The following is a 24,026-nucleotide window of genomic DNA, read 5'->3' on the forward strand; positions in this document are numbered from 1 at the left end:
AAAAATTGTGTTTAACAATCAACAAATAATGGATTTACCAGAGCATAGTGTCATTAATTTTAAACCTTTGGCCGATAAAGCTGTGCTGCATACCCAGCTCAACTGGCTCGTGTTTTACATTCCACTAATAGCGGTGCTTGTTGCGCTTTGCTATTTTAATGAAACATTTGCTAATAATACACAAACGTACTTGTTGATTGGAATGCCAATTTTAATCGTTATATCTATGGTGTATGGCGTTGTGAGTATAAAGCAACAAGGCGTTGCGATACGTACTCATGATATAACGTTTAGAAAGGGAATTATTTGGCAGCAAATAACTATCTTGCCGCTTGCTAGAGTGCAACATATTGAAATTCATCGCGGCCCCATTGAGCGCAAGCTCGATCTAGCAAGCTTAAAACTATACAGTGCTGGTGGGATGAGCGCCGATTTACAAATTAGTGGATTAACACATACTGATTGCAAAAATATCCGTCAGTTTGTGCAAGATTATCGTCAAGATGAAAGTACCATGCAGGCAACGACTACCGATGAGTGATTTAAACCCTTCCCCTGTAGATGCTACGAAAACAGTAATGTGGCAAAAGGTATCACCTTGGGCGCTTGTTTACTTTGTTGTGCACTTTGGTATGCGGTTTATTCGAGATGGCATATTTAATTTATTACCAATCATGATTGTATTTGTTACTCAGGTTGAAAATAAATTATTTTGGGGGCAAATAGCCGGTGCTCTTGCCATTGTTGCCTTGTTGGTTTATTCCTTTTTATATTATAGAAGTTTTCGGTACAGTCTTACAGACGATAACGAAATATTACTTAATAAAGGCGTTTTTAAAAAAGAGCGCTTAACACTTAAATTTGCACGAGTACAAAATGTAAATATTGCAGAGCCGTTTTACTTCACACCGGTAAAGCTCGTTAATTGTATTTTTGATGCTGCAGGTAGTGTGTCACAGGAGGTGATATTACCTGGCATAACTAAAGAATATGCACTGCAAATGCGTAAACAAATATTTGCTTTTAAAGCGCAGCAGCAACCAGAGATTAATACACCACAGCAAAGCGATGAAGTAGTCACTGAAAACAGTCTTTTTATCACTAACAAAGAAATAGCTAAATTTGGTTTAATGTCGAATATGGCTATTTTAGCCCTCGCAGCGATTGCTCCATTTATAAATATAGCTATCGACTTTCTAGAAAAGAAACTTATTGTTAAAATGGAAGGCTTTTATCAGCAAGAGCTTGGCATTATAGCAAATGCGACATTGCTTGCGATAATAACACTGATTGTATTGTTAGTGTTTTTAGCCATTTTCTTGTCTGTGGGTATGTCGCTCATTCGTTTTTATAACTTTGAACTTTACTTTAAAGGGCAAAAATTTAAACGTATTGCAGGTTTGCTAGAGCGCCATCAGTTATCTATGAGCTTAGATAAAGTACAATCTATAGTTATAAAACAAAATTTAGTGGCGAGATTATTAAAGCGTTTTACAGTTGATTTTTTACAAGCAAGTGGCGGTGGTGTGATTGCAGGAGCTGCCGCTAAAAAAAATAAACAAACACTTGTTCTACCAGTATTGAGCACTGAGCAAGTAGATAGTGTATGCCAATGGATTTACCCATGGTTCAATAGTAAGAAGCTTATATTCAAGCGTCCTGAACGAGCATTGCTTTATAAAAATTTAATAGTGTATGCGTTATTACCAAGCGTACTAGCGGCTATTTTTTGTTTTAGCATGAGCTTTAACGTGTGGATTAGTTTGGGTGTTTTTGCTGCTTTTTCCACCTTAGTTGTTTTATCGTATCAGCGTTATGGTTACTATTTGCATGAAGATAACGGACGTTTCTATATGGTGGTACGCAAAGGCCTCATTGGCGTTCATTACCGTGTGTTTGAGCTTTATAAAGCGCAGAGTGCACATACAGTAAGTACACACTTAATGCGCAAATCTAGTTTAAAAAGCCTGTATATACAACTAGCTTCGGGGAGTGTATTCGTTCCTTATATTAAACAACAAGATGCTAATTTTATAGTTGATTTTACAATTAAACAGGTTGAATCAAATACTCGTAGCTGGATGTAATACTTCTTAATTTAAATGATAAAGCCTGTGTAATACCAATTTTATTAAAAACATGATCATTCTAGCGTATTAAATAACTCACTAACTACGTTAAAAATTATTTATATAGAACAACTATGTATCATAATTTTAGCCTTGTTATTGAGCTGTTTTCTTATCGCAATAATAGATCACTAATTTAATGCAATTGATATAAATACACATTTGCACATGCTTTATTACACTTTCTTACTGCCCATGAAAGACATTTAATAATACCCTAGATGGTATTAAGGAATTATTTTAGGGACGCTCATGAAAAAAACACTTATCGCATCTGCCTTATTGCTAGCTGCACCAAGCTTTGCAGCTGATTGGCAAACCATTCATACCGAAAATTTTAATATTCATTACAGTATTGAGCATGTAGATTTTGCTAAATCGACCGCATCAGAGCTTGAAATAGTACGCACTAAAGTGCTTGAACAACAAAATAGAGCACTTGATAAAATAGTTGATGTGGTGGTGTTTGATCCCCTAAATGCAGCAAACGGCTTTGCTTTGCCAACGTCAAATAACCCTGTAATGGCACTTTTTACTACGCCACCGCAATCCGATACGGTTATATCAAATAGCTCAGGCTGGCAGCAGTTACTTGTACTGCATGAGTATATTCACTTAGTGCATTTAGCACAGCCTACCCGTAATGACTGGCAGCAAAAAGTACGTGGCATATGGGATTTATACGACTTAACCTACAGCGATACGCCACGCTGGGTAGCCGAAGGTTACGCCACACTGATTGAATCTAAAATGACGGGTCGTGGACGTTTATTTGATAACTATTCAGAGTCGATATTACGGGAGTTTGCTCAACAAGGCGCATTGCCAACCTATGAGCAATTAAATGGCGATGAAGGGTTTATGGGCGGCTCAATGGCGTATTTAATGGGTAGCCGCTTTTTGAATTGGTTAGAAAAAAACTATTCAGAGCAAACGCTTGATAGTGTTTGGACGCGAATGCAAGGCGTAAAAACACGTGACTTTGATGAGGCATTTAGCGGCGTGTTTGGGCAAAAGGCAGCCAAGTTATACCGTCGATTTATAGCTGAATATACTTATAAAGTAATGCAAATCGAGCAGGTGGAGCAACCACTTAATAGTGAACTTTGGCTTGAGCTTGATTTATATGCAAGTAATCCCGCACTTTCAAATGATGGCAGTAAACTTGCCATAGTTGAGCGTGACAAAAAGAGGAATACCAAGCTTATAATTTATAGCACGCAAGACAATATTAAAGCGCAAGAAGAATTTACTAAAGCGCAAAAAGAGCTACTCGACAATGACGCCCAAGATATTCCCGATACAGCGCCAAATGTTTTTAAACGCGAACAAAAACAAGTGCTTAATCAAATAAATCGAGCTGGTATTGCCAATCCCCAATGGGCAAATAACACAACGTTATATTTTAATGCGTATAGCAACGAAGAGTCGGGTATTTATAACAAAGTGTCTGATATATTTAGCTATAACATTGAAACCGGTAATATTGAACAGCTTACCGAACTTGCTGGTATACGTCGATTTAGCGTAACCCGCGATGGTGAAACCTTGTATGGCGAACAAATAAGAGATGGCTACTCTGAATTAGTAAAGGTTGATCTAAATACACAAGCCATCACGCCATTATTTACAAAAAGCCTTGAGACAACTTACGATTATCCAATCCTCAATCCTGATGAGACTAAATTAGCTTATTTATCAACGTCATTAAATGAAAATTGGCAGTTGTATATACAAGATTTAAACAGTAAACAACAGCTGTCAGTGCCTATGCCAAACGGGTATCAATATTTAAGCCAACCAAACTTTAGCCAAAATGGAGAATCACTTTATTTTATTGCCGGCTTAAATAGCGCTACTGATATTTATAACTATCACATAGCGAGTAAAACACTCACCAAGTTAACCCAAGGGCAGGAGGCAGTTGCCCACCCAATAGAAATGATTGATGGCTCGTTGCTTTATTTCTCAATTACCGCCGATGGGCCAAACATAAAAACATTGCCAAAAACTATGAGTAGCAATGTCGTTACTGAGTTTGCAGCTAACAAACAAGCACCGCTTTTGCTAGTAAATAAGCACACACTTCCAAAAGCCGAAATATATACGCACGAAACAACAGGGCAAACTAATTACAATATTCTCGACCAACACGCGACCCTTGCGCTTGGCTCTCAGTATTATTCTGCTTCAACAAGTGTGTTGGATTTAAGTATTAAAAGTAGTGACTTACTTAAGCAGCTCGACTTACAAGCGGGGTATGGCAGTGATTTAAACAATGGTGCGCTGCATGGTGGTTATGTGCAGGCAAAATATAACGCGCTCGATGTGAAATTTAAGCTGGCATTGTTTGACTACAATTTAAATACATCGCGTCAGTATCAGGAAAGTTCAAACGCTGATATTGATGCGCGAGGCGGTTTTGCAGCAATAAGTTACCCATTTAAATTTGGGCAATTAAACGTAACGCCCGAGCTTGCCTACAATTATACTGATTATAAACAAAGCTATAAAAAATGGACTCGTTTTGGGATTACTCAACACTGGCAATATGATCGTCAAGACTTTGCAATTGGCCAGAGTATTAATGCGAGTTGGTACGATGGCGGTAGTAAAAGTAGTAATTGGCAAGGGTACGATTTATCTGCAAAAGTATTTGGAAAGGCGTTTAGTATTCCCCTTTATGCAAATTTTGAACAAAAGCAACGAGGTGATAACAGTCTTGCGTTAGGTGGCTTTGGTTCAAACCTCATTAATCAGCAACAAAGTAGTGAATATATACTTTCATCTGATCTGCCTTTTTACAGCGCAACCGCTGAGCGTTATCAAGGTTATGGTGGTGGGTTTAGCTTTAAAGAAGGCATGCCGTGGCTTTATTACAAGCAACATCAGCTTGATGGCGGTGTATACGCGCAAAGCTATGGATTAAAATACCAAGGCGATTTTAGTTTTGGAATGGGGCCTGCAGGTGTAAATGACTTAACCTTTAATATGGGACTGTCGCGAGTAGAAGGCGACAGTTTTGAAGATGAAATGCGCGCTTGGCTGAGTTTCTATTATTCGTTATAACACTTAATAAGCTAAGTTACTTATCCGTTTGCAAGGATAGTAACTTAGCTTGATATACATCGAGCTTTTGGTTATCACGCTCTAATTCAATAGCTTTTTCAAGTAATGCTTGTGTTTGTTTGGTATTGCCTTGTTGATAGCGAACTTTTGCGAGTTCCAAGTATAACTCAGCAATGTAAGGCGCTTTAGTAATGGCTTGCTCAAGATGTGTTTTAGCTTGATGAACGTGGCCAGCTTGTAAGTTGTTTTTAGCGATCACTAATAATTCGTATGGGTCTTTTTCTTTATTAACTAATTGTGAGGTAAGCTCTTTAACAAGCTCTTTGTCTCCTAACTCTTTAGCTAAAAGCTGATAGTTGCTGATTAAATTAATGCTTATTTCGTTATTACTAAGTGCTGTTTGATAGATGTTTTTAGCGCTTAGTAAATCACCAACTCGGCGATGTAAAATACCAGCTATATTAAATAGTTCTGCATCATTTGGTGTGAATTTATTCGCTTGTAAAATAAGTGAGTAAGCAGTATTAAATTGTTTTTCGGCAAGTGCGTTTGCCGCTAAATTACTATAAAATTTAGCTAGCAAGTCGTTATAAGTTGCACTACCAGAATAGGTGCTACCTTGAGTCGGGAAATAATCTATTAGCGTTCCGGCTCTAATAAATTCGATATAATTATCTTCTTTCTTTACTTTTGGAGCATATATTTTTGTCCTAAAGTGATTAGCTACATAGACTATGTTGCTTTCTTTGGCGTACACCGGTTCGCTGGTCATTTCTTGGAAACTTGTATCGAGACCTAAGGTTTGTGCATAGCTTTGTGTTAGTACCGCTAGACTAATGCAATTACCTTGCGATAATTTGAGGGCTTGCTTTGAAGTAAGTGTATCACCATGGTATTGAAAATTTTCTAGCTGACTTTCTAGATAATTAAAAATAACTTGGTCAGCTCGGGTATCTGCTAGATTTTCATTTGCGTAGGTTAAGAATTTTTGCTTTTCTGCTTGAGGCAGTTCAAAAATGCTTTGCTCGGTTGGTATGTCTAAGCGCTCAAAAAGCGAATGATTTATAAGACTGGATAACTGTACTTTTTCAGCCGGAGTGATAGTCGGTGCATTTTTACATGCAGTTAAAAAAAGACAAAATATTAATATTAGAAACTTCATAAGCCACCTCAATGTGAGCTTTGACTTTACATTGAGGTGGTTTTCAAATCAAGCGTTAACTGTGCCTCGCTTATTTGAGCGATTCACCTGTGACTGTTTTTTACGTTTTCGACGTGTGAACCATAAATAAAACCCCGTACCTGCTAGCCACACCGGACTTAAGCCTATAACGCACCACAAAATTTTACTGATCAGCCCAGCAAAGTATCCAAAGTGCAGCTTTCTAAAGCTATCTATTACTTGCCAGCCAGCACCAACTTTACGAATGTCCCAATTGGCTATGTGCTCACCCGTTAATTTGTTATAGGTAACGGTATTTGCGTATTCGCTTGCGAGTGGATTGGCGGTGCTTACTTCGCCAAATACAGTGATGTTTTCATCTGGCTGTAGTGGCATGACTAAAAATGTACCATTAAATGTAGGTATTTGTTTTTTACTGTCGTCAAGTATACGTTGGAACGAAATGTCGCTACTGTATAGGTTTTTGGTCAGTGCAAAGTGCTCTTCTTCGGCGTGCTCAATGACTTCGTGATACCACACTGCACCGTTAAAGTAACCACCCGTAATGGCTAAAATGATGATGATAGGCGAGCCTATAACGCCAGTCATTTTATGAATATCACTAAGCACTATTTGTAGTGTTGCACGCCAGCGTACGCTAAATAGACGCTGCCAAAATTTGCGATAAATAATGAGGCCAGTAATGCCTAATACTAATAAAAATAGAGCAAAAAAGAATCCCAGTACAGTCCCAGTTTGCCCCGGTAAACTACTGAAGTCGTTAAGTAAGAACGTGTAGTGTAGCTCTAGAAACCAATCGGTAAAATAGTGGCTAGTGCCGACAGGCTCTGACAATATATCACCAGTATATTGATTTAAATGAAACTTATACCATTGCTCAGTACCGCGTTTTACTAAATAAACTCGATCTGCTGTATCGCCGTTAAATATTTCCCAGCTGCCTATTACATACTCAGGGTACGCATTTTCTGTATTCGTGATTAATTTATCGATTGGCATACGTTCAGGTAATGTTTTTACAACAAAATGACTGTTTGGCATCAGTAAGCCATCTATTTCACTTTTAAAAACTAATACACTGCCTGTAATACTAATAACAATCAGTGGAATGATTGCAATAAGAGCAACCCAACTGTGTATTTTAAAAAGAGTTTTTCTCATAGATGATTTTGTATGCAGTTATTTATTGTTTACGCATGATAACAACTATCATTTTTATTTAAAAGCTTGTGGGGTGACTTTCCTAAAAACAAACAAACGGTAGACGTAATTCCACGATTTTTGTATACCCAGCTTGCCACTATTTAAAATAAATATTTGCGATTTAGTTGAGTTAAGCTGACTTCGCTCTACAATGCCGCGCTTATAGTAAAAGCCTTTTAAAACATATGTTTAATAAATGTTTTTATTTCTATTTTTAATTAACAGTTATGTAACGAGCGAGGTTGTTTTGGCGCATTATTTGCCTATTTTATCTTCATTTATTTTGGTTTTTAGTTTTTTACCCCTATTGACAAAAATTCGAAAAAATCGCAGTGTTTCGGGCTTGTCACTATTAATGATGACATTTGGCTTGGCGCAAAGCCTTTACTTTATAACTTATAATATTTACTTTGAGCGTTTTTATATTGCTCTACCATTTATTGTAACAGGTGCACTAAGCGGGCTTATTTTGTACTTTTTTGCGCGTTTTAACGCAGCTAAGCGAGAACGTACTCAGCTTGTGGTTATGATTGCTTTTTCGTTGCTGCCTTTTTCTCTACTACTAAATTCAACCCTTGATACTGCAATGGTATTAAACGCTTTAACATATGTGGGGCTTGTGATGAGTTCGGTACGTGTTATGCCGCAAACTTATAAAACACTGCGTACGGGTAATGTAAGTAATTTAAGCGCGCGCTACTTTAGTTTGCAGTTTATTGCTGGTATTTGCGGCTTAGTTGTTGAGCTTTCAAATGCTGCTCCAAGCACTGCGCACTTACTCATGTTTATTATGCTGTTACTTACCAATGCTGTGCAATTTGGTTGTATGCAATATTATAGAATGCGACCTGCAATGGCTTAAAGCCAAAATAAAAGTGCTAATTTAATCTGAACTCTGGTTAAGAGATTTACTAACAGATTTAACTATAATGATATTTAAATTTATTTTTCTCTAGCCAGAGATTTTCAGTGAAAACAAGGCGAATTTACGCGTCAATAGCTAGCCTATTGCAAGTAAATTCAACGTAGTTAGCGCTGATAATAGCTGCTGGAGATAGATTTATTACCCAGAGTTTAGATTAATTTAGTTAAGCTGTGGTAGTTTTAAGCTCTTAATCATTATAAAGTTTCAACAATGCAATTAACTATTCATCAAATTGATGCGTTTGCGAATGAGTTATTTAAAGGTAACTACGCGGCAGTGATCCCATTAGAATCGTGGTTAAGTGACGATCTAATGCTAAAAATTGGTGCTGAGAATAACGTATCTGAAACGGCTTTTACTTGTCAGCAAGATGATGGAAGTTTTGTTATTCGCTGGTTTTCTCCATTAATGGAAATAGACTTTTGTGGCCATGCCACACTCGCTGCGGCGTATGTTTTATGTGAAGAGCATAATGTATCGAAAATCCGCTTTATTGCCGATGCAGTAGGCGAGCTAATCGTTAATAAAAATGTTGACGGCAGCTTTGCAATGACCTTTCCGAAGCAAGTACCGAGTGAGGCTGATAATATACCTAAAGAGTTATTTAATAGCTTGTCTATACAACCTTTTAAGGTGTTAAAAAATCAGCAGGCTTATTTTGTGGTGTATAAAAATGAGCAAGATGTCATTAACCTTAAAACAGACTCTAATTTACTCAAAACCTTATACCCGTTAGACGTGGTGGCGACAGCTAAAAGTACAGAATATGATTTTATATCTCGTTATTTTTGGCCTGCAAGCGGTGGCGATGAAGATTATGTAACGGGTTCAATCCATACTGGTCTTGCACCTTATTGGGCGCAGCAATTGGGTAAAACTACGTTAAGCGCTTATCAGGCTTCAAGCAGAGGCGGGCATTTACTATGTGAAGTGGGTGATACAACCGTCACCTTAACGGGACATGCTGCAAGGTATTTAAAAGGCACTATTTATATTTAGTTTTCACTTTTTGTCATAAAAAAGGCCACGTTAAACGTGGCCTTGGTTTACTCAATTATTAGAGATATTTTACGCTTCTAATGCTTTTGCAATTAAGCGGTCAATATATTTTTTATGTGCTTTAGTCGCTGTATCTGATCCCCACGCAACACTGGTATCGGCTATTTGAGTAAGCTGATATAACGCAGCGGTTTTAGCTAGGTTATCAAATTTACTTGCTTTACCAAGGCCTGCAATCGCGATTAGCTGATTAACATATTCAATTTGTAAGTTGTGGCTAATAGAGTTTGCGCCTTTGCTTTTTACAAAAATGCTGGCAGTTAAGTCTTGCATAAACTGAGTTAGGCTATATTCATTACCGTATAGAGCGGTGTCAGAAATACGCAGTAACACAGCAGGGTGTAATAGCTGTGCAAGTACAGATTTTTGCATACCTAAAATCATTTGGTGTGCTTTAGGGTCCTCATTTTTACCGTAGTGATTAAAGCCACGACGTTGTAGTTGTAGGTAGCTGTATAGAGGTTGCATGTTTTGTAGTACGTCAGGTGCAAATACAAACTTGGCAAGTATATCCATCGCTTGTGTTTGGCGCTCAAGCGATACTGGCGTAAATGGTTTATCTGCATTTGCATCACCCACTACAGCGCGCTCAACATACACACCGCCAATCTGGCGAGAAACAACACCTGCTTGAGCTCGGTATTGACCAAATAAGCTATTAGCAGAGGTAACAAGCTGTTGGTAAGACTCGCCTTTAACTGTTGCTTTATCTTTTAGCTCAGTAAATAGTTTATTGATAAGTGCCATACGATCTGCGCCATAGGCTGCAGGGTTTGACGACAAATCACCAATCATTACACGTGGATCAATATGGCGACCTGGTGCGCGCATATCGTCGGCATCGTTACCAAAGGCAAGAGCGTGCTCACTTGAACGCGCAAGTATTTTATCAAGCCGAGCTTGCTCAGCAGCTTCATCTGTAAGTGCTACGCTGTAGCCGTAGTTAATTGCCCAATCGTCATAAGGACCTGGTTTTGTTTGAAAAATATCACCTTGCTGCATACCAATTGGGGCAATGTTAGCGGGTGCATAATCCATTACAGAACCGGTTACTATGCCTTGGGTTTTGTTTTTATCGTGTACTTCTTTTTCATCCCACAAAATAGATGATTTCATGTTGTGGTTAAGGCCTAAAGTATGACCAACCTCGTGAAGTACCAATTGTGTTAAACCTTGGCGAAGCATTTCTTTGTCTGCAATTTTGTCGCCGTTAGCAAGGCCTTTGGCAAGCATTAGGTTTTGTTGAATCTCATGCCCAAGAGAGCAATTTAGCTCGCCGGTATTTGTTGTTTCACCGTGGCTCATTGTCCCTTGGGTGAAAAGTGTGTCATAAATCCAACGGTTTTTCATAAACACGAACTCAAGCATAATGTCTGAGCCCAGTATTTCACCAGTTAATGGGTTAGCAAGTGCTGGTCCGTATCCGCCAAATGGAGGCTTAGGTGACGAAGTCCAACGCAGTACGTTGTAATTAATATCGCCCGCATCCCAATCTGCATCGTCTGGTTGTACTTTTACTTCCAGCGCATGTTTAAAACCGGCTGTTTCAAAAGAAGTATTCCACGTTAAAACAGCGTCACGAATGGTATCGCGCCATTCAATAGGTGTGGTGTTTTCTATCCACCAAGTAATTGGTTTTACTGGCTCTGAAAGGGCTGCACCAGGGTCTTTCTTTTGTAAATCCCAGCGCTTTATAATATCTTCATAAGGTGCCCAATCGGTAGACGTCATTTGATCGAATTGATTGGTAAAATAACCAATGCGCGCATCATCCATACGTGGCACGTAGTTATTCTCAGGTAGAGAAACAAATGAGTGCTGCACTTTTACCGATACACTACGTGGATCGCTTACTGCATTAGAGCCACGTACAGTAGGGCTTGCATTAGTAAATACGTAATCAACTACTACGTCTAAGTTATTAGGGTAAGGGCGCTGTTTAATAATACGTGATTTTTTATCGTCTAATTTACCTACTTTAAAGCGCTTTTTGGCATTTTTATCGGCTGGGTTTGGCGTAGGTGATACTTTGTGAAGTGCTTCGCTTAAAAATAGCTTATTTACATTAAATGCTATTTTTCCATCTTCTTCTTTTTCTATTTTAATGCTTGCTAGTACAGCTTTACTAATATTGGCCTCGCTTGCTTTAGAAATAGCACTGTTTTCATCAAACTTATATCGAGGTGTTTTGCTAATAATATCAATGCGGTCAAAGTACTTTCTAAATTCAATTAGCTTAGTTTCACGGTATGCCCCACGGAAATGACCTGCATCAGTAACTCCATCAACGGTGTGCGCAAAATACACAAATGGTGTATCGAGTTGTGACTCGCTAATTACCATTAGGTGTTCACCGGTTTTTTCGTCTTGATAAAGGTTAAATACGCCCGCAAATTCGGTTTGTCCTTTGATCATTTCACTAAGTGTTTTTGGTTTTTTGTCTTCTTTCTTTTCGGCAGCAAATGCATGGCCACTAAGCGCTAGACTAAGTGCAAGAGTAATTGTGGTTAATTTCATTATTTGATCTTTTTAATATTTGTTAATTTAATTGGACTGTACGTAAATTAATTTCATTTAGCACATCTTCGCGATGAAATTTACTTGTTAATAGGTAGTTCATTGATTTACATGTATAAAAGTTTGTAACAAAATATAAAGAATGAGACGAATTGCAGTTTTTTCACTTCTTAAAGACATAAATAGTAATATTTTGTGTGTATTTGCAACAGTTGCTTACAAATGTCACCTTAATGTTTTGTTTGCCTCTGATATTATGGTGCTAATAGAACTTTAGGGATAAATAGAATATGCAAACAAATTCACTTAAATGGGTCTTCCCGTTCGTAGCACTTGCGATAGGGGTCGTTGGTTTTATGGGAATAAATGCCCTCGCACAAGAATCAGAAAAAAAAGAAATCGTTGATACGCGCCCAACAGTGCAGGTTGAGGCTGTTGCTGCAAATGATCATCAAGTTATTATTAACAGTTATGGTGAAGTAAAGCCGCTTGAAAATACACAGCTTTCGGCGCAAGTGTCGGGTGAGGTGTTAAGTTGGCACCCTAATTTTGTAGCTGGTGGCATTGTTGCGCGCGGTGAAACGCTATTTACCATCGAGAAAGATAACTACGAAGCAGCAGTGCTTGTTGCAGAGGCTGATCTTGCTCGCGCACAAGCGGGCTTAATTGAAGAGCAAGCTCAAGCGCAAGTAGCCGAAGACGAAGCAAAGCGTTTTCCAAGTAAAGCACGAACAGATTTATTTTTACGTAAACCTCAAGTACTCAGTGCGCAGGCATCCGTTAAGTCGGCACAAGCTGCATTAAAACGCGCGCAACGTGATTTAGATAATTGTGACGTTACAGCCCCTTACGATGCGTTGGTTATCAGCCGCAATGTTGGTGTTGGTCAATATGTAACAATGGGTTCGCAAGTTGCTGAGCTAAACAATATTGAAACCGCTGAAGTCATTATTCCTATTGCAGGTTTTGATAGCATATTTTTACCAGATCGCATAAAGGGCATTACCGCAACGGTTATTCAAAAAGGGTTAAATAGCTTTACTCGAGAAGGCGTGATTGACCGTGATTTAGGAATTATTGATAACGCAACACGTATGAGTAGTTTAGTGGTGCGTATTGAAGACCCATATGGGCTTAAAACTAAACAACCAGCCATTAAGTTTGGCAGTTACGTACAGGTGAACTTTGCTGGTGCGATGCTAAATAATATTTACCGCTTACCGCAAGAGTTAGTAAATAATCAAACAGTCTGGATTGTTAATAAAGAACAACAGCTTGAGCCGCGCAAAGTCACAGTTATTCGTGAAGAAGGTGAATATTTTTATATTAGCGATGGTTTGCAAAAAGATGATAAGTTAGTGATCACTTTGCCAGAATACCCGCAAAAAGGCATGGCTGTAAAAATTGCAGGCCTTCAAGATACTAAAAAAACAGAGGTACTTGAAAGTGCCTCCACTGAACAATTATAAAGGTAGACTGAGTTATGAGTAACACTGAACTACCAAATACAGCGCCAAACGCTGAAAAACAAACCGGTATTATTGCTTATTTTGCCAATAACTCCGTTGCTGCCAACCTAATGATGATTTTTATTGTGGTGATGGGGATTATTAGCTTTCTTAATCTTCAGCGTCAAATGTTCCCAAATATAGAAATTAATTACATTAATATTGAAGCCAATTACCCAGGCGCTTCACCACAAGAAATTGAAGAAAGCATACTTATAAAAATTGAAGAGTCGCTAAAAGATGTGACCGAAATTAAAAAAGGTGTGTACAGAGCATTTAGAAATGGCGGTAGAGCAAGTCTTGAAATTAATACCGATGTAGAGCTTACCGATATACTCGATAAAGTTAAATTACGAGTTGATGGTATAGCGACATTTCCGGCAGGAATGGAACCGGTCACCATAAGTCAGGTGGAGTTTAAGCAAGATGTAATAGGTATGACGCTTGTTGCTGACCTACCACTTACTGAGCTTAAGCCGATCGCTAATCAGATTGAAGATGAGCTATTACAGCTTTCAAATGTATCTTTGGTGGTAAATGATGTTCCTCTTGATGAAATAGCTATCGAGATAGAACCCGATACGCTGCGTCAATATAACCTAACTCTTAGTGATGTAATGAATGCAGTGCGTCGTTACTCAGCTAACTTTTCGGCAGGGCAGTTAAAAACCGATGCGGGTGTTATTTCTGTACGAGTCGAAAATCAGTTTTACTCAGGTGAAGAATTTAGACAAATACCGGTAAAAATAGGGGCTAATGGCGCTAAAGTGTTACTGCAAGATATTGCCGTGATTAAAGATCAGTTCACTGAAGGTGAGCGTTACTTTAAATTTAATGGTGAAAATGCGGTTTATATATCGGTAAAAGCGACCGAAGAGCAAAGTATTATCCCAGTTGCTGATTCAGTAAAAGCATTTATAGAATTAAAAAATAAAGAGCTACCACTGGGGGTTCGTTTAGAGCCATTAATGGATATGACGTACTACTTAAATGCTCGCTTAGACATGATGGTTACAAACCTTATTCAGGGTGCTGTTTTGGTTGCAATTATGCTATCAATCTTTTTACGCTTTAAGTTGGCATTATGGGTAATGATTGGCTTACCAGTGTGCTTTTTGGGCGCAATGATGATGATGCCACTGTTTGGTGTAACCATTAATATTTTATCACTTTTTGCTTTTATTATGGTGCTAGGGATTGTGGTGGACGATGCCATTGTCATAGGTGAGAGTGCCTACACCGAAATAGAGAAAAAAGGTGGCGGTGTTGTAAATGTGGTTAATGGCGCAAAACGCGTAGCAACCCCCGCAACTTTTGGTGTACTAACTACCATTGCAGTATTTGCTCCATTTACGTTATCTACAGGTCCAGAAAGTGCCTTCTTTTATGGTATAGCTGTGGTGGTAATGCTGTGTTTAGTATTTAGTTTGATTGAATCAAAGTTGATATTGCCTGCCCATATTGCCCACACTCATTTTTCACCAATAAAAGAGGGGGGCTGGCGCGATCGGTTTAATACGCGATTTTTTGGTTTTGTAAATGGCCCATATAAGCGCTTTGTTATACGTTGTGTTGAATGGCGTTGGTCAGTATTATTTTCATTTATCGCCCTATTGATCGTAACCTTTGCTTTAATCTCATCAAATCAAGTTCGTACTGGGTTTATGCCAAAAATCCCGCATGACTACCCGCAAATAAATCTAGAAATGAATGACAATGTATCAGACATACAAACAATAAACGCTATTCGTGAAATAGAGGCGATGGTGATTGCGATTGATGAAGATACTGAACGCAAATATGGTCAAAAACTCATAAGAGATATTTTAGTCTATAACCAAGGGCGTACCGAAGCTCAAGTGCTTGTGCCACTCGTTGATGAGAGAGTACGACCTTATAACGCGTTTGAATTATCACGCCGTTGGCGCGAAGCCATGCCTGATATTGCCGGTGTTAAATCATTAACCATTTATGATGATGTAAACGGAGGAGGCAGTGATGGCGAATTTGGTTATTTATTATATGGCTCAGATATTGATACATTGAATGATGCTGGTCGCCGCTTTATAGAATTGCTGCAACAGCAAGAAGGCCTGTTTGATATTAGCTCAACAATAGACCCTGCCAGTAAAGAAGTGCAAATGAGTTTAAAACCGGTCGCTTACGATTTGGGTTTAGACTTAGCTTCAATTGCTAATCAAGTTGGGGCAAGCTTTTACGGTGGTGAGGCTCAACGTGTTATTCGAAACGGCGAAGAGGTGCGTGTAATGGTACGTTACCCTAAACTGACTCGAGAGGCATTTTCGTCGCTTAAACATGCGGTTGTTACTACCCCGCAGGGCCGTGAAGTACTACTTGGTGATGTAGTTGAACTCACTGAAACACCGGGAATTAGTTATATTCGCCGCGAAGGGGGTTACCGCACTGTGTATGTTTATGGCAACATAGATGAAGAAGTGATTGAACCAAACGAAGTTGTTGAGCAAATTAAAGAAAAATTACTACCACAACTTAAAGAAGAGTACCCAAGTGTTAAGTCTGAACTTGGTGGCGCCATTGAAGAACAACAAGATCAAGCTAATCAGCAAAAGATGTTTTTCTTCGGCGGTATGATTTTGGTGTATATCTTATTAGCAGTACCTCTTAAGAGTTATGCGCAACCACTTATTGTTATGTCGGTTATTCCATTTAGCTTAACGGGAGCAATATGGGGGCATTACTGGTTTGGTTTGGATATAACTTTAATGTCTGGCTTTGGTATTATTGCCGCAGCAGGGGTGGTTATAAACGACTCTCTCGTTATGACTGATTATGTGAATCAAGCCCGCAAAACAGGTGTCAGTATCAAAAATGCTGTAATAGATGCCGGTTGTGCTCGATTCAGACCGATATTACTTACTTCAATTACTACATTTGCAGGTGTATTGCCCATTATGTTTGAAACAAGCTTACAAGCTAAGTTTGTTATACCTATGGCTGTAGCTCTTGGCTTTGCAGTGATGTTTGCCACCTTAATCACTCTTATATTAGTGCCATGCTTATATATAATATTGAGCGATATAGGTGAAATGTTTAAGCGCTTCTTTAGAATGATTTTCAAAAAGACGACGATTAAAAACTCTATGTCTTGAATGCAAAAGATACACATCAAAAAGCCAGCTCAATGAGTTGGCTTTTTTGTATGCTCTAATAATGATATTACTTATAAAAAGTAAGTATTAGTGATGAGATGAAAGCTTAAGTTTACTATTAATATGGTATGAACCATCGTATAACTTGTTTTTAGTGTATTTTTTGTGTATCCATATAGCCATAGATTCAATTTTGGTTTTTTAAGGTGTTGCTGTGTTTATGCATACGTCGTTGGCTTGTGGAAAGTGGTCGACAATAGGTTGCTTAAGTCATCATACCCAATTATTTATTGGTGATGTGGTGAGTGTAACCTTTTATGACATGCAAGGAGAGCTAGTTAGTTTGTCGTTCGATTATAAAATTATCACACTTGAGCAAGGTGAATCTCATGCATGGCCACGTTTAGTTGCTGAGTACATTAACGTGCATATTCCACTTGTAAGCGCAGGGCAAATGACGGAGCAAGGGCTCGTTGTTGGTTATCGCCATAATGAGATTTTTGCGTTGCAAAGCAGTGGCATTTGTAAAGCTAGTGTCGACTTTCACTGCATTGCAAAATGTGATGAGCGTAAAGTTAAAACTTCCGATGCTTACGATTACATTTACCCAGAAAATAGCGATATTTACAATGCGGGTACAAACGTATTGCAGCCCAAAACGGGAAAAATTTACCAGTGCAAGCCATGGCCATTTAATGAGTTTTGCCGTGCCAGTGGTGATGAAAAATTAATGTTTGAACCAGGGGTCGGTAAAAGCTGGGCGATGGCTTGGTTACAAATCTCGGACTAATAATCGTCCCTAGAAAGAACCCAAAGGGCCGCGCATGTTTGGCATCTATGCTGCGTTATTGCCTATTTAGGGGGAACAACCACACATCATAGGCTCTGCCTTGCCTAAATACCAAACAGTCTGCTGCAAATTTAACCTCGAAAGATAAGCAGGCCCTAGCTAAGCTTAATATTTATACTTAACATAGTTATTTTTAAGTTGGCCCAGTGGGTAGGCTTTTTTATTTTTATGATAAACTGCGAATATTGTTATTTTTTAATTGGCCTTATTTGTGTCTCGCCCTAACTTACCTTTAAATTTATTACCCAACGCCCCTATTGCTAAAAAACAAGCTCACAAACTCAATACTCATAATAAATCACGCACTGACAATTATTATTGGATGCGCGATGATGAGCGTCAAAGCAAAGCAGTACTTGAACATTTAAAGGCTGAAAATACTTATTGTGATGAGCAGTTAGCACCCATGAAGCCATTACAAAATACGCTATTTGAAGAGTTAAAAGCACGTATTGTTAAAGATGATAATACGGTTCCAGTTAAAGATGGCAAATATTGGTACCACTCAGAAGTGCGCGGAGATGATGAATATTCTCGCCATTATCGTAGCACCAGTATGAGCGCAGACGATAAACAGCTTTTATTAGACGTAAACAAAATAGCCGCAGGGTATGAATTTTTTGAATTAGGCGAAGTTGCACTGAGTTCATGTGAGCAACTTATGGCATATTCAGAAGATACTGAAGGCCGTCGTATTTATGTGGTGCGCTTTAAAAACCTTGAAACAGGTGAAATGCTAACTGATGTACTTGAAAATACCGAAGGGCAAATTGTTTGGGCTAACGATAATAAAACTGTTTTTTATGTAAAAAAAGATCTCCAAACATTACTAGGCTATCAAGTATTTAGGCATCAACTGGGCAGCGATCAAAGCCAAGATGTTTTGGTGTATGAAGAGCAAGATAGCAGCTTTTTTATGGGACTTGGTAAAAGTCGTGACGAAAGTCTTATTATTATTGACTTGGCTACCACCGAAACAAATGATACTTGGGTGCTTGATGCCAATAAACCAAATGGCGAATTTAAAGCATTAATGCCACGCGAGGAAGGGCACGAGTTTGATGTAGATAAACTAGATGACACATTCTATATTGTGACTAACTGGCAGGCTAAAAACTTTAGATTAATGACGGCAACAAGCCAAACCATTGCCGATAAAACACAATGGTTAGAGCATACTGCTCATAGAGATGATGTACTGCTCGAAGGTGTTGAGCTATTTAATGACTATTTAGTGTTGAGTGAACGCGAACAAGGACAAGCACGGTTCGTAGTGGTTGATCAACACAACAACCGCATGGCGTTAGATTTTGCTGATCCTTGTTACTACGCCGCTGTTGCAATGAACCCAGAGCCTAATGTGCAAACCGCACGTATTTATTATTCAAGTCTTACCACGCCTGGTTCGTTATATGATGTTGATTTAAAAACGGGTTTTAAAACATTACTAAAACAGCAAAAGGTAGTCGGTGATTTTAATGCTGATGATTACCAATCTGAACGATTAACAATTACTGCCCGTGATGGGACAAAAGTGCCCGCGTCGATTGTGTATCGTAAGGAGTGCTTTAACAAAGATGGTACTAACCCGTTGTTTCAATATGGATATGGAGCGTATGGCTATACTATTGATCCGAGCTTTTCTAGTACATCATTAAGTTTACTCGACCGTGGCTTTGTTTATGTTATTGCACATGTTCGTGGATCTGAAATGCTCGGGCGAGAGTGGTATGAACACGGTAAAAAAGAGCATAAACAAAATAGCTTTAATGACTTTATCGATGTAACGAAAGCACTCGTTGCTCAAGGTTATTGTGATAGCAGCAAAGTGTTTGCTTCAGGCGGAAGTGCAGGTGGTTTACTTATGGGAGCCGTAGTCAATCAAGCACCAGAGTTATATTGTGGTGTAGGTTGTCATGTTCCATTTTTAGATGTACTCACTACCATGCTTGATGAAAGCATTCCACTTACCACTAATGAATATGACGAGTGGGGAAACCCAAACGATCCTTGTTTTTATGACGTGATAGAAGCCTACTCACCATACGACAATATTAGTGCGCAAAACTACCCGAATATGCTGGTAACTACCGGACTGCACGATTCACAAGTACAATATTGGGAGCCTATGAAATGGGTTGCCAAAATGCGTGAACTCAAAACAGACAACAATATTTTGGTGTTTAAAACCGATATGGATGCTGGTCATGGTGGCGCATCAGGTCGTTTTAAAAGCTTAGAAGAAAAAGCCCTCGAAATGGCCTTTTTTATTACGCTTGTCAATAAACCGTAAGTACATAACAGCTGATATTAATGAGCCTTCTATTGAAGGGGGCTTATTATACTGTCTAAACATCCTTTATAACGCCTTGATAAATTTAAACACATATCGTTTTTTAGCCTCACTTTATAGTCACCGCTGTCTGTTGGCATAAGTTCGCAAATGGCTTGTTTTCTAACTAAAGTAGAGCGATGAATACGTATAAATCCTTCGGGTTCTAGTTGTTGTTCGATATTTTTCATCGTTTCGCGATGTAAAATAGGCGTACTACCTTGAGTAAAATGCAATTCCACATAATTACCTGCACCATTGATCCAAATAATATCTTTTATATCAATCAACCTTACCTTACCGACATCTTTAACCACAATATGCGACGAAGATTGCTTCTCATGTTGGATGCTTTGTTGGTATTGGCGCTCAACGGCACTTGCAATTGGGCAAAGGTGAACAATTTTATCAAAACATTTTTCTATTCTGGGAGCTGTTGAATCTACAGTTAAAAAGTCTACAGCGCCTACTTCAAATGCAAAACTAGCAAACTGGCCTGATTGCCCAATAATGATTAGCTTCATTTTTTTTGCTAATTCGGCTAAGTGTACAATTTGGGTTGGATCAGAGAGGCTTGTTAACTCGTAAAAAAGCACATTATATTTCGTCGTATCTATTTGATCTAATCGCTTATCTGCAGCAAGAGATTGAGACTTAAAATGACGGTGATCTTGCATTTGTTTTGTTAGAAATGTTGCAAACGTGGCATTACTAACCAGTGTTTGTGCATGAAAAGAAGCATCCATTATTTTATATCCCGTAGTGTAGATAATAATTAAGACCGTGTTTAGAGAGAAAAGTGTTAAAAAAACACAATATTTTTATAAAATTATTGTGATATATGCATTTAACCCATCAATCTTGCAGTTCACACCAATATAAACGCCTGTTAAAGCACACTTATAGAGACTTGATATTAATCCTTTTAATGTGGCCCGTGAAGTAACTATTTAGTTACAAAAATAACAATTCAGGGGAATTACATGACATTAACTAACAAGGTTCGCACGCGATTATTTAAGAAATCGTCGTTAACTATTGCGCTAAGCAGTGCAATACTTGCAGGATTTTCATTTCAAGGTGTAGCTGCAGAAGATGATGAAATTACCAAAATAGAACGTGTACAAGTTACCGGTTCTCGTATTCGTTCAGCCGAGGCTATGTCTTCTGCGCCAATTCAGGTTGTAGATAGTGCAGCAATCGATGCATCAGGCTCTCTTAATATTCAAAACCTATTATTAGATAACCCTGCGTTCGGTTCACCAGCTATTAGCCGGACTAATTCTAACTTCAACACAGCAAGTGCTGGTGTGGCTACCGTTGATTTACGTAATTTAGGCTCAGAAAGAACATTAGTGCTTGTTAATGGTCGCCGTTATGTATCGGGTTTACCAGGTAGCTCAGCAGTAGATTTAAATACCATTCCTAGCCAATTTATCGAACGAGTTGAAATTATGACTGGCGGCGCATCATCAGTTTATGGCTCTGATGCAGTGGCAGGTGTGGTTAACTTTGTTTTAAAAGATGACTTTGAAGGTATTGAATTTGAAGGTCAATTTGGTGAGTCCAAAGAAGGCGATGACCAATCTCGACAATTCTCTTTCACGTCGGGTTTAACCAGTAGTGATGGCAAGGGTCATGCAATGTTTCACTTAGGTTATTCTGATCAGGGTGCTGTTTACTCTCGTGATCGTGACCGTTCTGCTGTGGATCAATTCTCGCAAATATTTTTTGAAGATGATCCTGCTGCAAATCCAAATGCTATTTTTGATACCGTACGTCCTTTTTTCTCGTCATTTCCACCTCAAGGTCGATTTGATGCAGGAGACACTCGCTTTACATTCGATCAAGATAACAACCTACAAAATTCGTTTAGCACCAATGGTGGCGATGGCGTTGCCGCAAATGGCTTTAACCGAAGTGGGGTTCGTACAATTGCAATTCCAACCGAGCGTTATTTATTTGCATCCAACGGCAGTTATGAACTTAATGATAAGCACAGCTTTTTTTATGAAGGTACGTATGCGTCGAGTACAACTCGTTCAGAGCTAGAGCCATTCCCATTTGCATCTGATGATATTTACGCTAATGGGCGTGTTCCTATTGAATTTGAAGTAAATGGAGAGTTACTACGCAGTGCGTTTGTACCTGACGATATTTATAATGCAGCAACAGATACAGATGGCGACGGTAGCCGAGATATTTTCTTTGCAAAGCGTTTAAGCGATATTGGTAACCGTGGGGCACGTGCAGAGCGTGATACATTCCGTATTGCATTAGGTTTTCAAGGTGAAATAAACGACAACTGGTTTTACGATACTTACTACGTGTATGGCAAAACAAAAGAGTCACAAGTATCTGGTGGTTTAGTTAACGTACAAAGCTTTCGACGAGGTTTAGAAGCTGTTAACGATCGTTTTGACCTCGATGGCGATGGTATAACTAACGAAGCAATCTGTATTGACGCAACGGCTCGAGGCTTTAACTGTGCACCAGTTAATATTTTTGGTTTTAATTCACTATCGCAAAGTGCAATTGATTTTGTAAGTGCACCAAGCTCTCTTTCTACTTCTGTAGAACAAGAAATTATTGGTGGTAATATCTCGGGTGATTTATTTGAGTTACCTGCAGGAACTGTGGGTATCGCAGCTGGTTTTGAATATCGTGAAGAATTTTCTCGTAGTGAGTTTGATGCATTACAACAAGCAGGCCTTAATGCGGGTAATGCAATTCCGGCAACAGAAGGCTCATTTGATGTAACTGAGTATTATATTGAAACAAATATTCCAGTACTTGAATCTGTCACTATGAATGCAGCGGTTCGCTTGTCAGATTATTCGACAGTAGGTAGTACAGAAAGTTGGAATGTAGGTTTAGATTGGGAAGTGACAGATAGTTTACGTTTACGTGCGACTCGAGCGCGCTCAACTCGTGCGCCTAATATTGATGAATTGTTTTCTCCACCGTCACAAACATTTCCAAGTGGCTTAAACGATCCTTGCTTAGGAATTACAAGTAGTGGGGGTGGTACATCAGGCGATTCATGTCGTGCAGATGTAGGTGTTGCCAGTAATATTGCTACCAATGGTGCATTTACGCTTAACCAATCTGATTTACAAGGTATCAGTGGCTTTAACCGTGGTAATACAGATCTTAAAGAAGAAGTAGGTAACTCAGTGACAGTGGGTGTGGTTTTTACACCTGAAAACTTAATATCGGGTTTAGATATCACGCTTGACTACTTTGATATAGAAATTGATGATGCAATAGTTTCAACACCTCGCCAGTTTATTCTTGAGCAATGCTATGGTGGAGGTGATGATAGTTTCTGTAACTTTATTACACGCCGTGGCGCTCCATCGGGTAATAATAGCGCAGGTTCGCTAGAGTTTATTGATAGCGGTGTATCAAACAGCGGTGGTTTGGGTACTGAAGGTGTCGATTTAACACTAACGTACGCCACAAATATAGGCCCAGGTGCATTCAAAACTCGCCTTGCATACACTTATCTAATTGATGGTTACAGTATTCCGTTACCTGGTGCAGATAAAGATGTATTTGCTGGTGAAGTTGGCGCGTCTGAGCATAAAGCAAACTGGAACTTAGGTTATAAAATTAATGATTTTGACTTTAACTGGAGCATGACATTTACAGGAAATGCTGATTTTGATGATCAATTTTTAAGTGGTTTGGGGATTCCAGCTGGCTCAGTTGGTGTTGGTTCTGTCACGTATCATGATGTGCAAGCAAGCTATCATATTAGTGATTCAATGGAGTTATATGCAGGAGCTAATAACTTATTTGATAAAGAGCCACCACGTATTGTTTCTGGTATAAGTGGTTCAGATACAGGCACTGAAACCGACGCTGGTACATATGACCCAATTGGTCAAACTGTATACATTGGTTTTAGAAGTAAGTTCTAATCAGTAATAACGATATTAGCTTTTAATATTGTTATTGATATATATAAAGCCTCAGTAATCACTGAGGCTTTTTGCAATACACTGCTTTATTGTCCACTTAAACCAAAAACAACGCCACTGGTAACAGGGGCGTTGTTTCGCTTTGGGGTGAGGTTAATATAGTAACCGAATCGCTTGATTGTTCAAGATTTATC

General features: G+C 38.8%; 14 protein-coding genes. 10 read left to right on the forward strand and 4 right to left on the reverse strand.

Translation table 11 applies throughout. The features are described 5' to 3' along the window. Nucleotides 1–7 precede the first annotated feature (7 nt). The 3 genes from PALI_RS15560 (at nucleotide 8) to PALI_RS15570 (ending at nucleotide 5,198) form a co-directional block, all read left to right on the forward strand. Nucleotides 8–541, forward strand: coding sequence for a PH domain-containing protein (locus PALI_RS15560; RefSeq protein WP_193156408.1), 534 nt, complete (start codon nucleotides 8–10; stop codon nucleotides 539–541). Further along, entirely contained in the window at nucleotides 534–2,087 is a 1,554-nt protein-coding gene (locus tag PALI_RS15565; protein ID WP_193156409.1) for a PH domain-containing protein, read from the forward strand. The genes PALI_RS15560 and PALI_RS15565 overlap by 8 nt, the downstream gene beginning before the upstream one ends. A 294-nt stretch (nucleotides 2,088–2,381) precedes the next feature. Further along, nucleotides 2,382–5,198: a TolB family protein gene (locus tag PALI_RS15570; protein ID WP_193156410.1), complete on the forward strand. Its 2,817-nt coding sequence runs from the start codon at nucleotides 2,382–2,384 to the stop codon at nucleotides 5,196–5,198. Between the two features lie 16 nt (nucleotides 5,199–5,214). Here the strand turns inward: PALI_RS15570 and PALI_RS15575 are convergent, their stop codons facing one another. Next, nucleotides 5,215–6,360 (reverse strand): tetratricopeptide repeat protein, encoded by a 1,146-nt coding sequence (locus tag PALI_RS15575; protein WP_077536453.1) that lies wholly within the window; start codon nucleotides 6,358–6,360, stop codon nucleotides 5,215–5,217. Nucleotides 6,361–6,408: 48 nt separating this feature from the next. Further along, nucleotides 6,409–7,542: a PepSY-associated TM helix domain-containing protein gene (locus PALI_RS15580; RefSeq protein WP_193156411.1), complete on the reverse strand. Its 1,134-nt coding sequence runs from the start codon at nucleotides 7,540–7,542 to the stop codon at nucleotides 6,409–6,411. 289 nt (nucleotides 7,543–7,831) lie between these two features. Here PALI_RS15580 and PALI_RS15585 point away from each other — a divergent pair, with 289 nt between their 5' ends. Further along, nucleotides 7,832–8,446, forward strand: a complete 615-nt coding sequence (locus tag PALI_RS15585) for a PQ-loop repeat-containing protein (RefSeq protein WP_193156511.1) — start codon at nucleotides 7,832–7,834, stop codon at nucleotides 8,444–8,446. 273 nt (nucleotides 8,447–8,719) lie between these two features. Further along, nucleotides 8,720–9,508, forward strand: coding sequence for a PhzF family phenazine biosynthesis protein (locus tag PALI_RS15590; RefSeq protein ID WP_193156412.1), 789 nt, complete (start codon nucleotides 8,720–8,722; stop codon nucleotides 9,506–9,508). 69 nt (nucleotides 9,509–9,577) lie between these two features. Here PALI_RS15590 and PALI_RS15595 read toward each other — a convergent pair whose 3' ends face one another. After that, nucleotides 9,578–12,085, reverse strand: coding sequence for a zinc-dependent metalloprotease (locus PALI_RS15595; RefSeq protein ID WP_193156413.1), 2,508 nt, complete (start codon nucleotides 12,083–12,085; stop codon nucleotides 9,578–9,580). Between the two features lie 290 nt (nucleotides 12,086–12,375). Here PALI_RS15595 and PALI_RS15600 point away from each other — a divergent pair, with 290 nt between their 5' ends. The 4 genes from PALI_RS15600 (at nucleotide 12,376) to PALI_RS15615 (ending at nucleotide 19,867) form a co-directional block, all read left to right on the forward strand. Continuing rightward, a complete protein-coding gene (locus tag PALI_RS15600) occupies nucleotides 12,376–13,554 on the forward strand; it encodes an efflux RND transporter periplasmic adaptor subunit (protein ID WP_193156414.1) in 1,179 nt (392 codons plus the stop codon). Nucleotides 13,555–13,568: 14 nt separating this feature from the next. After that, on the forward strand, nucleotides 13,569–16,724 hold the full coding sequence (locus PALI_RS15605; protein WP_193156415.1) for an efflux RND transporter permease subunit: 3,156 nt from the start codon (nucleotides 13,569–13,571) through the stop codon (nucleotides 16,722–16,724). Between the two features lie 220 nt (nucleotides 16,725–16,944). Then, a complete protein-coding gene (locus tag PALI_RS15610; protein WP_193156416.1) occupies nucleotides 16,945–17,514 on the forward strand; it encodes a chitin-binding protein in 570 nt (189 codons plus the stop codon). A gap of 271 nt (nucleotides 17,515–17,785) precedes the next feature. Further along, on the forward strand, nucleotides 17,786–19,867 hold the full coding sequence (locus PALI_RS15615; protein WP_193156417.1) for a S9 family peptidase: 2,082 nt from the start codon (nucleotides 17,786–17,788) through the stop codon (nucleotides 19,865–19,867). A 29-nt stretch (nucleotides 19,868–19,896) separates the two neighbouring features. Here PALI_RS15615 and PALI_RS15620 read toward each other — a convergent pair whose 3' ends face one another. Next, nucleotides 19,897–20,652, reverse strand: coding sequence for a LytR/AlgR family response regulator transcription factor (locus PALI_RS15620; RefSeq protein ID WP_193156418.1), 756 nt, complete (start codon nucleotides 20,650–20,652; stop codon nucleotides 19,897–19,899). A 237-nt stretch (nucleotides 20,653–20,889) separates the two neighbouring features. Between PALI_RS15620 and PALI_RS15625 the strand changes: the two genes are divergently transcribed. Further along, nucleotides 20,890–23,832 carry a TonB-dependent receptor domain-containing protein gene (locus PALI_RS15625; RefSeq protein ID WP_193156419.1) on the forward strand — a complete coding sequence of 981 codons (2,943 nt, stop codon included), beginning with the start codon at nucleotides 20,890–20,892 and terminating at the stop codon, nucleotides 23,830–23,832. Nucleotides 23,833–24,026 lie beyond the last annotated feature (194 nt).

Source organism: Pseudoalteromonas aliena SW19, from assembly GCF_014905615.1.
Lineage (GTDB): Bacteria > Pseudomonadota > Gammaproteobacteria > Enterobacterales > Alteromonadaceae > Pseudoalteromonas > Pseudoalteromonas aliena.

Coding starts and splice junctions, on each gene's coding strand:
- PALI_RS15595 (WP_193156413.1), bottom strand. CDS start 12,085: ATGAAATTAACCACAATTACTCTTGCACTTAGTCTAGCGCTTAGTGGC.
- PALI_RS15605 (WP_193156415.1), top strand. CDS start 13,569: ATGAGTAACACTGAACTACCAAATACAGCGCCAAACGCTGAAAAACAA.
- PALI_RS15620 (WP_193156418.1), bottom strand. CDS start 20,652: ATGGATGCTTCTTTTCATGCACAAACACTGGTTAGTAATGCCACGTTT.
- PALI_RS15570 (WP_193156410.1), top strand. CDS start 2,382: ATGAAAAAAACACTTATCGCATCTGCCTTATTGCTAGCTGCACCAAGC.
- PALI_RS15565 (WP_193156409.1), top strand. CDS start 534: ATGAGTGATTTAAACCCTTCCCCTGTAGATGCTACGAAAACAGTAATG.
- PALI_RS15610 (WP_193156416.1), top strand. CDS start 16,945: ATGCATACGTCGTTGGCTTGTGGAAAGTGGTCGACAATAGGTTGCTTA.
- PALI_RS15580 (WP_193156411.1), bottom strand. CDS start 7,542: ATGAGAAAAACTCTTTTTAAAATACACAGTTGGGTTGCTCTTATTGCA.
- PALI_RS15600 (WP_193156414.1), top strand. CDS start 12,376: ATGCAAACAAATTCACTTAAATGGGTCTTCCCGTTCGTAGCACTTGCG.
- PALI_RS15625 (WP_193156419.1), top strand. CDS start 20,890: ATGACATTAACTAACAAGGTTCGCACGCGATTATTTAAGAAATCGTCG.
- PALI_RS15575 (WP_077536453.1), bottom strand. CDS start 6,360: ATGAAGTTTCTAATATTAATATTTTGTCTTTTTTTAACTGCATGTAAA.
- PALI_RS15590 (WP_193156412.1), top strand. CDS start 8,720: ATGCAATTAACTATTCATCAAATTGATGCGTTTGCGAATGAGTTATTT.